The 16,079-nt window shown below is 53.4% G+C and carries 13 protein-coding genes and 1 riboswitch; of the genes, 9 read left to right on the forward strand and 4 right to left on the reverse strand.

The annotated features are described in order from the left end of the window. Positions 1 to 81: 81 nt before the first annotated feature. The gene (locus WKI47_RS21355) at positions 82 to 525 is read left to right on the forward strand and encodes a MarR family winged helix-turn-helix transcriptional regulator (RefSeq protein ID WP_340229216.1); all 444 of its coding nucleotides are present in this window, start codon (positions 82 to 84) and stop codon (positions 523 to 525) included. A gap of 330 nt (positions 526 to 855) precedes the next feature. After that, the gene (locus WKI47_RS21360) at positions 856 to 1,878 is read left to right on the forward strand and encodes an NADH:flavin oxidoreductase/NADH oxidase (RefSeq protein ID WP_340229217.1); all 1,023 of its coding nucleotides are present in this window, start codon (positions 856 to 858) and stop codon (positions 1,876 to 1,878) included. A 208-nt stretch (positions 1,879 to 2,086) separates the two neighbouring features. Here the strand turns inward: WKI47_RS21360 and WKI47_RS21365 are convergent, their stop codons facing one another. Together WKI47_RS21365 and WKI47_RS21370 are read right to left on the reverse strand one after the other, a co-directional pair. Beyond that, positions 2,087 to 2,620, reverse strand: a complete 534-nt coding sequence (locus WKI47_RS21365) for a hypothetical protein (RefSeq protein WP_340229218.1) — start codon at positions 2,618 to 2,620, stop codon at positions 2,087 to 2,089. A gap of 324 nt (positions 2,621 to 2,944) precedes the next feature. Then, positions 2,945 to 3,862: an AraC family transcriptional regulator gene (locus WKI47_RS21370; RefSeq protein WP_340229219.1), complete on the reverse strand. Its 918-nt coding sequence runs from the start codon at positions 3,860 to 3,862 to the stop codon at positions 2,945 to 2,947. Between the two features lie 291 nt (positions 3,863 to 4,153). On the opposite strand from WKI47_RS21370, the gene WKI47_RS21375 reads away from it, so the two are divergent. The 6 genes from WKI47_RS21375 to WKI47_RS21400 all read left to right on the forward strand — a co-directional run bounded on the left by WKI47_RS21375 (position 4,154) and on the right by WKI47_RS21400 (position 11,495). Then, positions 4,154 to 5,131, forward strand: coding sequence for an aldo/keto reductase (locus tag WKI47_RS21375; RefSeq protein ID WP_340229220.1), 978 nt, complete (start codon positions 4,154 to 4,156; stop codon positions 5,129 to 5,131). Positions 5,132 to 5,168: 37 nt separating this feature from the next. After that, complete coding sequence (locus WKI47_RS21380) at positions 5,169 to 6,155, forward strand: aldo/keto reductase (RefSeq protein ID WP_340229221.1); 987 nt, start codon at positions 5,169 to 5,171, stop codon at positions 6,153 to 6,155. Between the two features lie 266 nt (positions 6,156 to 6,421). Then, the gene (locus tag WKI47_RS21385; protein WP_340229222.1) at positions 6,422 to 6,613 is read left to right on the forward strand and encodes a hypothetical protein; all 192 of its coding nucleotides are present in this window, start codon (positions 6,422 to 6,424) and stop codon (positions 6,611 to 6,613) included. Positions 6,614 to 6,656: 43 nt separating this feature from the next. Further along, the gene (locus tag WKI47_RS21390) at positions 6,657 to 8,000 is read left to right on the forward strand and encodes a deoxyribodipyrimidine photo-lyase (RefSeq protein ID WP_340229223.1); all 1,344 of its coding nucleotides are present in this window, start codon (positions 6,657 to 6,659) and stop codon (positions 7,998 to 8,000) included. A 15-nt stretch (positions 8,001 to 8,015) separates the two neighbouring features. Beyond that, a complete protein-coding gene (locus tag WKI47_RS21395) occupies positions 8,016 to 8,966 on the forward strand; it encodes a dipeptidase (protein ID WP_340229224.1) in 951 nt (316 codons plus the stop codon). A gap of 711 nt (positions 8,967 to 9,677) precedes the next feature. Next, complete coding sequence (locus tag WKI47_RS21400; protein WP_340229225.1) at positions 9,678 to 11,495, forward strand: restriction endonuclease-like protein; 1,818 nt, start codon at positions 9,678 to 9,680, stop codon at positions 11,493 to 11,495. A gap of 459 nt (positions 11,496 to 11,954) precedes the next feature. On the opposite strand, the gene WKI47_RS21405 is transcribed toward WKI47_RS21400, so the two are convergent. Both WKI47_RS21405 and WKI47_RS21410 read right to left on the reverse strand, forming a co-directional pair. Beyond that, positions 11,955 to 14,366, reverse strand: a complete 2,412-nt coding sequence (locus WKI47_RS21405; protein ID WP_340229226.1) for a family 43 glycosylhydrolase — start codon at positions 14,364 to 14,366, stop codon at positions 11,955 to 11,957. Positions 14,367 to 14,678: 312 nt separating this feature from the next. Continuing rightward, positions 14,679 to 14,984: a hypothetical protein gene (locus WKI47_RS21410; RefSeq protein WP_340229227.1), complete on the reverse strand. Its 306-nt coding sequence runs from the start codon at positions 14,982 to 14,984 to the stop codon at positions 14,679 to 14,681. Positions 14,985 to 15,456: 472 nt separating this feature from the next. On the opposite strand from WKI47_RS21410, the gene WKI47_RS21415 reads away from it, so the two are divergent. Then, positions 15,457 to 15,756, forward strand: a complete 300-nt coding sequence (locus WKI47_RS21415) for a hypothetical protein (protein WP_340229228.1) — start codon at positions 15,457 to 15,459, stop codon at positions 15,754 to 15,756. A 69-nt stretch (positions 15,757 to 15,825) separates the two neighbouring features. Then, positions 15,826 to 15,930, forward strand: a riboswitch (TPP riboswitch). Positions 15,931 to 16,079 lie beyond the last annotated feature (149 nt).

Below are 16,079 nucleotides of genomic sequence, written 5' to 3' on the forward strand. Positions count from 1 at the left end.
GGCGATATAATACAGGGACACGCCGGGGCGGGATCGCCTCGGACTTCATGGTTATTCGATGCCAAGAAACAGGTGAATCCTATGAATCCCGAAGAGTCGAACAGACTTTTGAATAATTGGTTGGAGCTGGCGAACCTTCAAGCCAAGATCTCGCAGCGCTTGGAACAAGCTCTTGACGAAGAGGCCCGCTTGTCGCTCAATGAGTTTTACGTGCTGCATTTTCTGTCCTTGAACGAGGAAAAAAAGCTTCGCCTTCAGCAGCTTCAGGAACGCGTGGGTCTGAGCCAAAGCGCGATGTCGCGGTTGGTACTTCGGATGGAAGCGCCCAAATGCGGCGCGCTGCGCCGTCATATCTGCGAAGACGACCGCCGCGGGATCTATACCGAAATGACCGCTCTCGGCGAAGACAAGCTCAACCGTGGAACGGCAGCCGTAAAAAACGTTCTTCAATCTTTAAGCATTCCCGGCGAACTGCCGCCTGAACTGAACGCTTTCCTCGCCCGAACCGTAAGCATGGTCGAATAAAATCATTGGAGAGACCGAAAATGCCGGTCTCTTTTTTACTATCCCAAAAATTGTCGACAGAGAAGCTTGGCGGAGGGAGAAATTCAGTGAAAAACAGGGCTTCGAAGAAGACCTGCAGTAACACATGTCAAGTGTTGGCCTTTCCGAGTGAGACAGCGTTTTGTGAAGCATTTCGAAGAAATGCACTTCGGAAGCCTATGCGGGTAATTTTCCCTCCGCCCTGTTGATTCATTAACGAACAGGACTTACCCCAGAGTTGACAAAACAAAAAACCAAATGCTAATATACATGCAGACGCATACATCTAAAAGAAATCGAGGCGAGTTTTTGATGAATAATTTGTTTACCCCGTATACATTGAAAAACCTGGAGCTGAAAAATCGCGTAGTCATGCCCCCGATGTGCCAATACTCCGTTGACCAAAAAGACGGTATCGCGACAGACTGGCATTACGTGCATTACGTCAGCCGCGCGATCGGAGGCACAGGGCTCATCATCGTGGAAATGACGGATGTCGAGCCGGACGGTCGGATCAGCGATAACGATCTGGGCTTGTGGTCAGACGAACAAATCCCGGCTTTGAAAAAAATCGTCGATGCTGTCCATGCGTACGGGTCAAAGATCGGCATCCAAATCGCGCACGCCGGACGCAAAGCCGAAGACGCCGAAGTTCCGGTCGCCCCGTCGGCGATCGCTTTCGACGAAGGCTGGAAAACTCCGCGTGCTTTGTCTACCGAAGAAGTGAAAGAAATGGTCGCCAAATTCGGACGCTCCGTTGAACGCGCCGTTCGCGCAGGATTCGATACGATCGAGCTGCACGGGGCGCATGGCTACCTGATCCATCAATTCCATTCTCCGCTGACCAACAAGCGAGAAGACGAATACGGTCAGGATCGTACGTTGTTCGGCCGTGAAATCATTCGCGCCGCGCGCGCCAACATGCCGGCGGATATGCCGCTGATCATGCGCGTATCGGCAAAAGAATATGTGCAAGGCGGCTACGGAATCAAAGAAAGCCTGGAGTTCGTTCGGGCTTACCGGGAAGAAGGCGTGGACCTGTTCGACGTTTCCTCCGGCGGTGAAGGTCCAATCGGTGCGGATGGCAGACCGGGCACGCATGCGGGCTATCAAGTTCCGCTGGCTCGCGAAATCCGCGATACGCTGGATATTCCGGTGATGGCCGTCGGTCGTCTGGATGACGCCGTTTTGGCGAATGCGGTTATAGGAAACGAAGATGCGGATCTGGTTGCGGTAGGACGCGGGATGTTGCGGAATCCGTACTGGGCGATTGAGGCGGAAGCGACGTTGCGGAAGCCTTCGACGGCGCCTAAGCAGTATGCGGGAGGGTTCTGAGGCGATGCGGAGGCGCTGCGGGAGAAATTCGTTCAAGACGCTGTCTCACGCAAAAAGCCGTAGGCTTTCCGCGTTCAAAGGCGTCTTTCACTGAATTTCTCCCTCCGCTAGTGCGGCCGATCAGAGTGGATTTTATATGAAACAAAGCCGACCTCCCACAAAAGGAGGTCGGCTTTTTGATGTGCAACGGACTAAAGCTTAATCTCTTTTAATCGTCTGCGTTCACGGTCGAGATGCCTGGAAGACCGGACTTGGACGGGGTGAACCAGATATCGCCGTCGTCGATCGAAGCGCCTTTCCAGTTGACGAGCAATTCGGAGAACGAGGTTTCGGCCAGGTTTTCGCGTACGTCGTCGGTAAAGATCCGGTTATAGTTATTCAGGAACTGGGCTTTGGTTTTGATCACCAGTTTTTGATTTTGATCGTTGTCGTCATCGTCGTCCAGGAACACGGTGAGCGGGTAATGGACGCGTGCGGCTACTGCGGCTTTATCGCCTTTGGCGACAGCGCGCTGTAGGTTGGCGTAAAAGGCTTTGAAATTCGAAGCGCTTTTGAATCCGGCTACGTTCACCAGACTGTTTTCCACGGTGGAAGCTTTGGACGAAGCGGCTGCCGAGACTGCGGATACGGAGCCGGAAGCGGATATGGAAGCCGGAGCAGCGGATACCGGTACGGCAATCGCGGCGGCCAGCAGGCTTGTTGTTGCCAAAGCGGTCGTTTTCTTTTTCCAAGTAGGTTTCATCGTAAATCCCTCCAGTGATTGCTGTAATTATCGAATGTCGAATAATGTGCAGCTTTGTCAGGTCGGCGTTACAGTATGGTTTTGGACGGAATTGAGCAATCTGAATCATCGCAGTCGGAAAAAGGTAAAGCCGAGCTTGCTGCGTGCAACTGATCCAATCGCTCGGAATCGGTGCTTGTTTTTCTCGCATCGTGATCCGGAAGTCGTCAAAGTCATTGGCAGCATGCGCATCTCGGAGTAAAAGAAATCGCCATCCAGCAAAAAGGCCGTCGGGAACTTTCCCCCGGCCTTTTTGCTGTACAAAATACGTTCCGGCTTTTCCTTCTATTCCGCTTTCAGTTCGTACTTCTCCTTCAAGCGGTTAATATCCGTCCGCGGCGGAGCGCCGAACATTCTCGCATACTCGCGGCTGAATTGCGAAGCGCTCTCGTACCCGGTGCGAAAAGCGACGTCTGCGGCATCCGCCGCTTCGGATAACAGGATGCGCCGAGCTTCCTGCAAACGGAGTTGTTTTTGAAATTGCAGCGGGCTCATGGCGGTGACTTCCTTGAAGTTGCGGTGAAAAGCCGACAAGCTCATATTCGCTTCTTCCGCCAACTCTTCGACGCGAAACGGCTTGTTCCATTCCCGGATCAGGCGGTCGATCGTATCTTTGATCCGGGAGGAACTGCTGCCTTCCAGCGCGATCTGCCCCAGTGCCGGACCATAAGGGCCTTGAAGCAGCCGGAACAGAATTTCTTTTTTGTACAGCGGAGCCAGAAACGGGATTTCGTCCGGCGTGTCGAGCAGACGAGCCAACCGGAGCACCGCGTCCCGTAGCGAGGTTTCCAGTTGCCCGACAAACAAGGCTCGGCGAGTATTGTCTTTTTGCGGCAAAGTCAGTTCGGTTGCTTTTAACACGTCCAGAATATCGCTGTGCGTGAATTCGATCTTGAGGCTCATATAAGGTGCGTCCGGCGCGGCTTTGATGATCTGGCCGATTACCGGCAGGTTCATCGAGGCGACCATATAATTGGCAGGGCCGTATTCGAAACGTTCATGGGCCAGCAGCATCTGCTTCGTTCCTTGCACGATCAGGCAAAGCGACGGTTTGTACACGCGGTACACAGGCTCGGAGACGCTGGAATGTTGATAGAAAAATAAAGACGGAATATCGGTTTCGCACGAACGGTCGCGCTGCGAATACCGCTCGATCAATCGCGACAATTCTCGATGTTGCGGAGCGATAACAATATCGGACATAGGCTCCTCCTTGGTATTGAACGAAGTTAAGGTCTGGCTCGATTATACGACTTGCGCATCCGGCGTGCCAGCCCCTTTGACAGGAATAGGCAAGCATTCGGGATGATCGGGATAACGCCGCGCATGCGGGATCGATCATACTGAACAAGAACCGAAAAAGAAGCGCGAGCGTTTCGACAGAATCGAGCAAACCGAAGGCAGATCGCATTTTAACGGTCGGCGAGCTTGCTACCGGATTGTGTTTGTTGACTCAAGCTTATATCCCATTTCGATCAAGGAGCGTGTACAAGCATGGAATACGTCAAACTCGGCCGCACGGGCCTGGAAGTCTCGAAGATTGCGTTAGGCTGCATGAGTTACGGAGTCGCGGAACGCGGCATCGCGCCCTGGTCGCTCAGTGAAGAAGAAAGCCGTCCGTTCATCAAGCAGGCGTTGGAACTCGGCATTAACTTTTTTGACACGGCGAATGCGTACTCGGACGGAACCAGCGAAGAATTCGTGGGCCGCGCTTTGAAGGAACTTGTTCCGCGTCACGAGACGGTCATTGCGACAAAAGTGTATTTCCGTATGCGGGAAGGAGCGAATGGCGCCGGATTGTCCCGCAAGGTCATCATGCACGAGATCGACGAGAGTCTGAGACGCTTGGGTACGGATTACGTCGATCTGTACCAGATTCACCGTTGGGACCCGTCGACGCCGATCGAAGAAACGATGGAGGCGCTGCATGACGTGGTCAAAGCGGGCAAAGCGCGGTATATCGGGGCTTCGTCCATGTATGCGTGGCAATTTTTGAAAGCCCAGCATATCGCGGAGAAGCACGGCTGGACGAAGTTCGTTTCGATGCAGAACCTGGTCAACCTGTTATATCGGGAAGAAGAGCGTGAGATGCTGCCGTTGTGCAACGAAGACGGGATCGGCGTTATTCCGTGGAGCCCGCTGGCAAAAGGCCGTTTAACGCGCGATTGGAACGAAGAAACGGCACGTTCGGGCAATGATCCGGTCGGCACGCGTCTGGCGGATTCGATGCAGGAAAGCGACCGCGTTATCGTGGAAAAAGTAGCGGAGATCGCGGCCAAACGCGGCATTTCCAAAGCTCAGGTCGCGCTGGCGTGGGTACTGCAAAAGTCCGAAGTTACTGCACCTATCGTCGGGGCAACCAAGCCGCACCATTTGGAAGACGCAGTGGCTGCAACCGACGTGAAGCTGACGGACGAAGAAATCGCCGAACTGGAAGCACCTTACGTACCGCATGACATTTGGGGATTTTAAGCGAAGTCGAACCGAATATCGGAAGGAGAGTATACGTATGCAAAAACGCAAATTGGGCAATACCGGACTTGAAGTCTCGGCGATCGGACTTGGCTGTATGGGGATGAGCTACGGATTCGGCGAGGCGTCCGACCGGAGCGAAATGATCGGCGTGATTCGCGCGGCGTATGACCGTGGCGTGACCTTTTTCGATACGGCAGAAGTGTACGGCCCTTATATCAACGAAGAACTGGTGGGCGAAGCGCTGCAACCGTTCCGCGATCAGGTGGCGGTTGCGACCAAATTCGGCTTCAATCTGGAAAGCGGGAATCCGGGCGCGGTGAACAGTCGTCCCGAGCGGATTCGCAAAGCTGTCGAAGGATCGTTGAAAAGACTGCGCACCGACGTGATCGACTTGTATTATCAGCACCGCGTCGATCCCGACGTGCCGATCGAGGAAGTGGCAGGCGTGGTGAGTGACTTGATCCGCGAAGGCAAAGTGAAGCATTGGGGACTATCCGAAGCCGGCGTGCATACGGTACGGCGCGCGCATGCCGTTCAGCCGTTGGCAGCGGTACAAAACGAATATTCGCTCTGGTGGCGTCGTCCGGAAGAAGAACTGATCCCGACGCTTCAGGAACTGGGCATCGGCCTGGTGCCGTTCAGTCCGTTGGGCAAAGGCTATCTGACCGGAAGCTTCGATGCGAATACGACGTTCGAACAAGGCGATCTGCGCGGTACGTTGCCTCGCTTTACGCCGGAAGCCATGCAAGCCAACCGCAAGCTGGTCGATCTGCTGGACGAAGTCGCGCAGCGCAAGCAAGCCACGAAAGCCCAGGTCGCACTGGCCTGGCTGCTGGCGCAAAAACCGTGGATCTCCCCCATTCCCGGCACGCGCAAACTGCATCGTTTGGAAGAAAATTTGGGCGGCGCAAATATCGAACTGACGCAAGAAGACCTGCGCACCATCGACGAAGCCGCTTCGAAGATCGATATTATAGGCAACCGTTACACGGAAGCGCTGGAGAAGCGTACCGGATTATAAACTCATCAGCCGGACTGTAGTCCTGCCAACGTGTCGAGAAATCCCAACGTAACTGGAAGCGAGAAGACGGAGAGAAAAATTCAGTTCAAGACGCCTTTGAACTCGGAAAATTCCTTATTCAAATCCTATCCATTTTCTGAGTGAGACAGCGAATTGAACTGAATTTTTTTCGCAGTCTTCTCGCTTCCCGCTCCCACGCAACTTTCTCGACAACCTGTAGCCGGACTAGGGTCCGGCTTTTTCCATACAAGAAAGGAGCACAAACCATGAAATTCGACTGGAGCCTGAAGCACCTACAAGCTTTTTCCGCAAAATGTCTGGCTAGAATGATCGTCAACGAGGAGGACCCCGAAATGCGTGCGCTGTACCGAGACTATCTGAATGAATTGGAAGCGGAGCAAGCCAAACCTTCCGAGCCGCGTACGGTTTTCGTTTCACGCCGCGGTCGGGTAATATAGAGAAATCCATATTAACCGAGCACCGGAAAGGGGCACGCCGCATTTGAAACTGTTCATTCACCGCAAAGACCTTCGCACCGAGGATTTGGTCGCTTTCGATTATTTGAAGGACGCCGGCGAGCCTGTGCTGCATCTGCTGATTCTCGATCCGTTTTTACTGCAAAAAGGCCGGGACCAAGAGCATAGCGGCGTCAACTTTCTCCGTCACGCCGTTCGTCTGCGCAAGCTTTACGACCAAGCCGGACGCACGCTGCATATCGCGCACGGCGATCCGGCGGAAGTGCTGGAATGGCTGCTCGGCAAGCAAAAAGGAGGCGAGCACGAGATCGACGAAGTCGTGGTGCATCGCGACTTCACGCCGTATGCGCGCGAGCGCGACCGCAAGCTGAAAAAAGCGGCGGAGAAGCAGGATGTCGCGTTCACGCCGCTGCTCGATACGTTGATGATCGACTTGGATCGCTTCGCGGAGTTTACGGGCAAAGACGGCTACTACAAAGTGTTCGCGGCTTTTCATAAAAAATGGCTGGAATATTTGTCGCATGCTCCGAATCAGCCGTCTTCCGTCTCGCTCGGCGATCTGCCGAAAAGCGAAGCGAAGATTGAACTGCCGAAAAAGTTTCAGCCTTCGCTGAACCTCGACGAGATCGAACCGGCCGACGAGTGGGAAGACAAGCTGACTCCTTTTTTGGAAAGCGGGATTCGCGAATACGGCGACAAACGCGATTATTACCCGGAGCTTCCGGCCAGCGGCATCAATCCGCATGTGAACGCCGGAGCGGTGTCGCTGCGGGAACTGTACGCGCGCGCCAGACGTCGCAAAGAGCATGACGAATGGGTCCGCCAGCTGGCGTTCCGCGATTTTTATTATTACCTGGCGATCTACGACGAAGACTATTTTTCCTACGAGAAAAAATACGATTTGTCCGTGCTGACCGACGAGCATTTCGAAGCATGGGCCAAAGGGGAAACAGGCATTCCGGTAATCGACGCCGCGATGCGGGAGTTGAACGAAACGGGATTGATGCCGAATCGGCTACGGATTCTATGCGCGATGTTCTTGACCAAAAACCTGCAATGCCCGTTCACGCTGGGGGAAAATTATTTCCGCCGCAAACTGCTCGATTACGACAATATCCAGAACCGTGGCAATTGGCTGTGGTGCGCGTCGCTGGGTGCCAACTCGGCTCCTTATTTCCGCGTCGTCAACCCCGTTACCCAGTCCGAAAAATACGATCCGAACGGCGAGCATATCCGCGAATGGCTGCCGGAGCTTGCGGACGAGGAGGCCAAAACGTTGCATAAGCCGCGAAAAGACGCGATCGTCGATCTGAAGACTTCCCGGGCGGCGGCGATCGAGACGTACAAAGGCATCGTGAACAGCAAATAAAGGGAGGGCGGCGCTATGCGGATCATTGATTTACACTGCGATGCGCTGGCAAAAATCGAGGCGTCGCGCGGCACGTTGTCCTATACGGACGCGCCGGAGCTTGCGAGCAACCGGGATCGTCTGAAGGAAGGCGGCGTGGCCGTTCAGGGCTTTGCGGTGTTCGTCGATCCGGCGTTGCCGGGCTCGATGCGTTGGCAGTCGTGTTTGGACCAGATTCATTATTTTTACGCCGAAATCCTGGATAAACATGACGATATGCAGTTGATTACCGACTGGTCGCAGATTGCCAAGCTTTCCGAAGGCAAGATCGGGGCTTTATTGACGCTGGAAGGCGTGGACCCGATCGGGAATGATTTGAAAAGGCTGCATCTTTTGTATAGGCTCGGCGTGCGCTCGGTCGGGTTGACATGGAATCATGCCAATCAGGCTGGCGATGGTGTGCTGGAGACGCGCGGAGCGGGACTGACGTCGCTTGGCAAAGAGATGGTCGCGCTGCATAATCGGTATGGGATGTTGACGGATGTCAGCCATTTGAACGAGCGTGGGTTTTGGGAGGTGATGGAGCTGGCGCGTTATCCGATCGCCAGCCATTCCAATGCGAGAGCGTTGTGCGATCATCCGCGCAATCTGACGGATAAGCAGCTGATCGCGATGTTCGAGCGAGGCGCACCCGTGCATATCGTGTATTATCCGGAGTTCGTCGTCGATGCCCGGGCATCCGGTCCGGCGAAGCTCGCGGATCTGATTCGTCATATCGACCGGATGTGCGAGCTGGGCGGTGAGCGTCATATCGGCTTCGGCTCGGACTTCGACGGCATCACGCTAACGGTCGAAGGATTGGAGCATGCGGGAAAAAGTCAAAATCTGATCAACGAGCTGCTGAAGCGCTTTAGCGAGGAGCAGGTACGCGGGTTTGCTTTTGACAATTTTGCGGATTATACAGCGAAAATCGATTTGAATTCTTAACCTATTGAAAAGATCTATCCCAAACACGTCCGCAACAAGAAGAAAACTCTTCTCGATGCCGGACGTGTTTGGTTTAAGGAATCATGCCGGACCCCGTATATTTTTGTTTGGCAACGTTCCATGTATAAATGGCTTCGGCGGGTCCCAGCCTCCGAACTCGCGAAATTTTTTCCGATGTTGATGAATGCGGCCATTGCTGTCGGTCTCGACCCCTTGGTCTCCCATGACATCTAACGTTTTGCTTAAAGTTCCGCCTCGAAGACGATAGACGTTGATCCGAGTGTCGGAGGGACCGTAGGAATGGAAGGTAGCGATTTGCTTTTCAGTCGGACTCACCGCGAAAACTTGGAGTGTAGGACTGTCAAATCCTTTGTCGCTCAGAACCTCGGTTGCGATCCGGATCAGATACCCTTTGGAATTATGCAAAAAGAAACGGCCGGCGTCGGTTAGAATGAACGATTCGTATTTCTTGTCATGATTCAAATCCGCCGTGCGAATCGAATGAATGCTTTCACCAGGATACTTTTTTGCGAGTGCTTTTCGGGCTTGAACAGCTTTGGTTTTGATATCGGGACTTGGCGAAGCGGATACCGAAGGAAGCTGGACCAATGGGGCTAAAGAAGTTCCAAGCCATACGGCGCCCAATAATGATAAAATGAACTTGTCACGCATGAATATAAGCAAGAAAAATGACTCGAAGGATGGATGGGTATGTCGATGTCGCCGATTGCTTTTGACTCCAGCACCGAGCTGCTCCGGATCGAAAGCAATCTGTTTGAACTTTATATTGCCGGAGATCCGTTACACGAGACAGCGGAGCGGCTGGGACTGCATCGCGATTCCGAGACCGGGGAACGCTTGGGCGCTCATTTTAATACGGAAGTCCGGTCGCCACGCTTGAGAGAATGCCGGGTCGGTATATTCTCGCCGGAAACGGGCAAGACTGAACGGTGGGAGCCTGGGATGCTGGTATTTCCATGCTTCTATGAGACGAAAGCTTACGAGCTGACGCTGGTCAAAGCCGATCCCGGACTCAATCTGACTTTCCACCACGAGAACGTCAATCTGCGCCGCCGGGTCAAGCCGAGAGGCAGCCGCGTGTTATCGGGAACGCTCGATTTCGGAAATGAGATCGGAGAAACGGAGTTGGAGATTCGGCTGAACGATCGCCCGCTGCTCACGATCGGAATCGAGATTTTCCCGGCCAAGCTGGATTATCGCCGGGATTATGTGCGGCTGATGGAGGAAGTCAGTGAAGAAGGGTATGATCTGACTTTCGATTTTCTGCGCCGAACGTACCGCCCTGCCGAAGAACGGGAAACCTCGCGCCAAAGTCTGACCGAGTTTCATACGATTTTGCGGCGTGTGTTCGAACGATTGGAAAATGCGATGCGGCGTATCGAAGCCAAGCCGCATCAACGGCTGGACAATGAGCATCGCTTGGTCGACGCCGGAAAAGCCCGCCGCGCAGATCGCCGAACGCTGGCGGATCTGCGTCGTCACCCGCAGCGTTTGCAGGCGGATCGACACGGTTGGCTGGAAATCGAATCTTCGACGCGCTTTATGCCGACCCGTCTTTTGGAAGCCCGCCGGGTCATTTCGGCCGATACGGATGAAAATCGCTTCCTGCGCTGGATGCTGGAACGCACGGCAGGTCGGGTAGACCTACTGCGCCGTGAGCTAAAAGAAAGCCGGCCGGGCCGCGATCCGCTGCTGGACCGGGAGCTGGAACGGATCGGACGCCGGATCGGCATCATGCTAAACATGGACTTTCTGCAAGACGTCGGCCCTATGCAGCGGGTCAACGTCAGCCTGGTGCTCCAGATGGCCCCCGGATATCGCGAGATGTACAAGCTGCATCTGCTTCTGCTCAAAGGCTTGTCGCTGCGCGAAGGCATGATGCGATTGTCGCTCAAAGACATGGCGCAGCTGTACGAATATTGGTGCTTCCTGAAGCTGCACCGACTCTTGTCCCGCCGCTGCCGGGTGATCCGCCGCGAAGGAGCCGCCGTCGACCGTAACGGTCTGTTCCCGTCCTTAATCCGCGGCGGCGCTTCGCGAATCGAATACGAACATCCGGAAAGCAATACGCAATTATCGTTGGTCTACAACCCGTCCATGCTGGGGCGGTCACGCCCCACGACCGAGCAAAAGCCCGACCTCCTGCTGACGCTTCGCTCGGGCAGCCGGGAAGTCTCCTACGTGCTCGACGCCAAATACCGGATCGACCCGGCACTTCCCGGCAGCTCTTATGCTTCGCTCTACAGAACCCCCGGCCCGCTGGAAGAAGACATCAACGTCATGCACCGCTACCGCGACGCCATCGTCAAACCCGGCACTTCGGGCTACGAGCGCAGCGTATCCTCCGCTTGCGTCCTGTTTCCCTACTCAGACGAACGCGAATACGCCAGCCACCATTTCTTTCAAAGCCTAGCCAAAGTCGGCGTCGGCGCCCTCCCGTTCCTCCCCGGCTCCACCCGATTAGCCGAACGTTGGCTTGATGATCTGTTGAATCTGACGGGAAGCTAGAAGACTGCGAGAAAAATTCGTTCAATCCGCTGTCTCACTTGGAAAACTGGATTGAAATGTTGTATGGAAGTTTTCCAAGTTCAAAGGCGTCTTTCACTGAATTTTTCTCTCCGTCTTCTAGCTTCCAGCTACGTTGGGTTGTGTAGATACATTTAAGGCCATGTCTTCTATTAGATAGAGGACATGGCCTTTTTTATAGTTCTTATACACACAACCCAGTTGAGGGCGAGTATCCCGAAACCATGCCCTTTCCTTTACCCTACCCTCAAGTAGGAGTGAAGTTCATATGCCTGAGCGAAGCAATAGGCGAAGGGAGAAATTCAGTGAAAGTCGCCTTTGAAGTCGGGATTTTTCGATTTGAATATATATTCGAATCGAAAAATCCCGGCTGAGACAGCGACTTGAACGAATTTCTCCCGTAGCCGCCCAAGCTTCCCTCCCGAATAGGACCTTCCCTCCCTACTTCGCTAAATTCGCGATTTCCACCGCGCTCAACGCTTTGTCATAAACTCTGACTTCGTCCAGACTGCCTTTGAAATAAGCGTCCGCCGCGAACCGGCTTTTGCCGAGCCAGGCTTCGCTGGTTTGCAGATCGCGCGGATTATAGGTCATCGCCGTATTCGTTCCCGCCGCTTTTCCGTCGATATACACCGTTCCCGTATCTCCTGCAAGCGTCACCGCGACATGAACCCATTTACCCGCCGGCAGTGGGGAAGAGGTCAAAATGCTCTGATCCTTGCCCTGGCTATGGATCGTGAACTGCACGCCCTGACCCTGCGAAGGGGTGAGGAACATATGGCGGGTCATATCGTTGCCAAAGTCGAAAATGCGCTGCCAAGCGGCTCCGCCGTCCCATTTGACCCAAGTGGCGAACGTGTAATCCGCAGCATCCGTTACCGCGCCGGGCAGATTGACATACCCGTCTTTGCCATCGAGTTGAACGGCTTTGCCGCTTTTTCCGCCTTTCACATACGAAGCGCCTTTTTCAAGCGTGCCGTCGTATCCGTTCGGCGAAGCGTCCTTGAGACGATTTTTCGATGCGTCTTCAAATCCGTACGACGCAATCAGAGGGCTTTGCGCCTTTTCCGCTACCTTAAGCTTGAACGACTTTGTTTTTTTGGCGCTGCCGTTTGTGATCGTCGCGGTCAGCGTCACTTTGGCATCTCCTTTGCCTACGGCGGGACGAGTGACTGCGCCTGTGTTGGCGATAACTGCTGGATGCGAGGAGGACCAAGCGATCTTGGTGCCTTGCGTGCCGGACACAGGAAGTGTCACATCATAATAAACGTCGCCGGACGTGCTGAGACTGAGTGCTTTTTCAACAGCGGCCACCGCGTCTTTGGCGTTGCTTGCGGTTGCTTTGGTGCCCCAGACGCTTGTTCCTTCCGCAGACAGCGCCGTCAGCGTCAAGGTTTTGTCGCCGGATGCCGGATTGGTTTCATGTAAAAAGACACCTTTGTACGTTTTGCCGCCTGTTGTGATCGTTACGTCGTTATTGCCGTTGAGCTGCCAGGTTCCGGTGGCCGCGCCGCTTAGCGTTCCGTTCGCATTCAGCGTAACCGATACGTCGGTCACGATATCGGCACTGATTTCTTTGCCCTGCGCGATCCAGCGATAGTCACCCGGAATCTCGGAAGCCTGAACCGCCGCATCCGAATCGGTCTCGCCTGCATACCGATAAGGAGCGACAACCGGCCAGCCGTCCGCATTCATAAACATCTCGTGGACACGGATTTCATGCTCTTCGCCGCGTCCCGGGAAACGGGAGTGGAAGATCAGGAACTGCTTGCCGGTCGCTTCGTCGTAATAGGCGGAGTTATGCCCCGGCGATACGGCTCCGATACCGAGACCCGTGCCCGGATCGCCCAATTGACGCTCGAACAGATAATTGCCGATCAATTTGACGCCGTACGGTTCGATCGAGTCGTCGTCAAACAGCGGCTTGCTCGGATCGGCTTTCACGTTCGCCATGTCGTTGCCCTGCGCATCGAGGAAAGGACCGTCCGGCGTTTTCGAGCGCGCCACGCGCACATTGTACCCGCCAACCGCATCCAGCCCGCCGAAGGAGAGATACATGTAATAATAATCCGTTTCCGGGCTATACAGCATATAAGGCCCTTCGATTCGACTGTGGTTGCCGCCCATTACCTTTTTGCCGTAGCCTTGATTCGGGAGCGGTTTGCCGGTCGCTGGGTCCATTTCCATAATGAAGATCCCGCCGGAGTACGAACCGTACACCATCCACAGCTTGCCGTCTTTGTCGAAAAACACATCGGGATCGACCGCGTTCGGATGTTTGGTGGCATCGTAGACCGTGCCGTCTTCGCTGATCTGGTCCCACATGCCCGATTTCAAAATGATGCCGGTATCCTTATAAGGGCCTTCAACGTTATCGGCAACCGCGATGCCCAGCGCCGAACGGGGAGAGTCGCCTTTACACGCATTGTAGTACATATAGAATTTACCGTCCGCAAGTTGGATCACGTCTGCCGCCCAGAGCGTATCGGTCTGCGCCCATTCCAATGTTTCTTTTAGCTCAGTCGTGACGTTCGGTATAATCGGATTGGAATCCGTCACGCCGGAAGCGATCAGATCCCAGTTCATCAGATCTTTCGACTTGGCCGCTGCAAGGTGAGAGCCGAACACGTAGAAAGTATCGCCTACTTTGATCACGGAAGGGTCGTGTACGGAAGCTTCGCGGAAGGTCGGCGCTTGCGCGTTGAAAGTCGGCAGCGTTACCGCATTTTGCACAACCGAGGCAGACGCGGAAGCCGCATGTCCGGGTAGCGGGGTTGCTCCGGCGGATAGAGGCAGCAGCAGAGCGGCGGTCATAGCTGTAATCCCGGTTTTGGTCCAAAGTTTTCGAGTCATCAGAATCTCCTTTTTGTTTTAATGAATTTTTTTGTTAATTGAATTAATTTTATTTCTAAGTTGATTTATGAAAAAAGAAACTTTGGTATCGCTTACAAAACATAATAAACATAGAATCTGCCTTTTTACAAGTATTTATTTCAGGAATTAGTGTAAATTCTTTTTATAGGATAACTAAAATGTTAATTTAATTTCCGTTCAAGCAAGCTCAAGCGGTGTATTCGAAGCCTGAAGGTTTTCAACGCATAGCAAAAGCCCCGAATTCCGACAACGCGGATTCGGGGCTTCAATGGTTCATCATCGGTTCAAGGATCAGCCTACGGCAGGGAAAGGGTTGTGTTTTAAGCAGACCAGCGTGACGTAGCCGTCGTGAACGGATACAACCGCGCGAGTCGTGCGAACGCCGTACAAAATGTACGAACAGCCGTTGTTACGCCGTCCTTCGTACTTGTCGATCCGGCGTGGTGCACGGAGGAACTCACCCAGCATCTCGTCGTCGAAATGGGCGCGTTCCATGTCTCGTTCCGCACGTTCTGTGAGAAGCAGCCGATTTTCCTCCAATGCCTCTTTCAAATGTGCTGCAATCACTTCCGATTCCAATTCGGGGGATTCGATCATTAGTAAGCCTCCTTATGCTTTTTTGCGTTTCTGCTTTTTAGCTGTTGTGCTTTAATGAGTGAATGACGTTTGCTTAGCTCTATTTTGCACAAAAATGATTGTTTCGTAAAGAAGTTTAATAAAACAGCGGTCAGATTATCTGACGTGAACAGTGGAGGAACTGCGCAGAAAGCCTGTGGATATAAGCGGTTAAAGCATTCTCCCTATAAATAATAGTTCCACTTTTAACCAGAATGATAGGAAGTGTATCATTGCTTTTTATTTTTTGTAAGCGTTATCAATCGGACGGTCAAGAAGTTGAGTCATTCAAAAAAAGACGGGGTAATTTGCATATACATGACTGCTTGATTGGTTGACTCCGATTGCATTTTTGGTTAATCTGGGAAACGAATTGCGTTCGGATCGGATGTTTGAAATAAAAAGTAGGATTAACAATATTTTTACTTTTTCGAAGGGCAAATATGCTATTCTCGTGGGCAAGGAGGTGTTCAAGCTGAGCGGCATCGTATTGTTGTCAGTCACGACGTTTATCATCCTGATGAGCGCTTCATACTTGATCTATAAAAGGTATCCTTATCAGCAGCAGCTGGTGTATGTTCCATCAGGATTGGCGTTACTGGCGAGCTTTCTGATGATTTTTATAAGCTTTGATCTGAACCGGATCGACAGCTTGACGATGAGCGGCATGAGCGTATCGGTCGGGCTGGCGAGTCTGGCGGCTTTTATGTGCTCGCCGTTGATCGATTATTATTGGCGTTATCGGCAGCATTGACAAGACGGGGCGCGAACGCTAGAGTAGACACGTAACATCGACCGCTAAACGCGGCGTCAACCGAATAGCGTTTTCCACTGGGGGGGCCGCGCTGCGGCTGAGATAAGAATTGTTCTTGGACCCTTAGAACCTGATCCGGCTCGTACCGGCGTAGGGAAGTGGAGCAGGTCCTTTTTCAAACCATCCATTCGCTTAAGCGTGTCTCAGTCCCGTTGTCCGTGATGCTTGTTGATTCCTTAATCGGAAAATAACGGGCAGTTCGGCAGGTTATCGGGTTCAGACCGCGCCAAGCTTTCGACTTTGACAGGAACCGCTCCATTTCG

Origin of the sequence: Saccharibacillus sacchari (genome assembly GCF_037722395.1) — a bacterium.
Classification (GTDB): Bacteria; Bacillota; Bacilli; order Paenibacillales; family Paenibacillaceae; genus Saccharibacillus; species Saccharibacillus sacchari_A.

Bases quoted from the DNA above. Each gene is read 5' to 3' on its own strand.
- WKI47_RS21410 (WP_340229227.1), bottom strand. From the start codon at position 14,984: ATGATCGAATCCCCCGAATTGGAATCGGAAGTGATTGCAGCACATTTG.
- WKI47_RS21355 (WP_340229216.1), top strand. From the start codon at position 82: ATGAATCCCGAAGAGTCGAACAGACTTTTGAATAATTGGTTGGAGCTG.
- WKI47_RS21360 (WP_340229217.1), top strand. From the start codon at position 856: ATGAATAATTTGTTTACCCCGTATACATTGAAAAACCTGGAGCTGAAA.
- WKI47_RS21380 (WP_340229221.1), top strand. From the start codon at position 5,169: ATGCAAAAACGCAAATTGGGCAATACCGGACTTGAAGTCTCGGCGATC.
- WKI47_RS21395 (WP_340229224.1), top strand. From the start codon at position 8,016: ATGCGGATCATTGATTTACACTGCGATGCGCTGGCAAAAATCGAGGCG.
- WKI47_RS21405 (WP_340229226.1), bottom strand. From the start codon at position 14,366: ATGACTCGAAAACTTTGGACCAAAACCGGGATTACAGCTATGACCGCC.
- WKI47_RS21385 (WP_340229222.1), top strand. From the start codon at position 6,422: ATGAAATTCGACTGGAGCCTGAAGCACCTACAAGCTTTTTCCGCAAAA.
- WKI47_RS21400 (WP_340229225.1), top strand. From the start codon at position 9,678: ATGTCGATGTCGCCGATTGCTTTTGACTCCAGCACCGAGCTGCTCCGG.
- WKI47_RS21375 (WP_340229220.1), top strand. From the start codon at position 4,154: ATGGAATACGTCAAACTCGGCCGCACGGGCCTGGAAGTCTCGAAGATT.
- WKI47_RS21370 (WP_340229219.1), bottom strand. From the start codon at position 3,862: ATGTCCGATATTGTTATCGCTCCGCAACATCGAGAATTGTCGCGATTG.
- WKI47_RS21365 (WP_340229218.1), bottom strand. From the start codon at position 2,620: ATGAAACCTACTTGGAAAAAGAAAACGACCGCTTTGGCAACAACAAGC.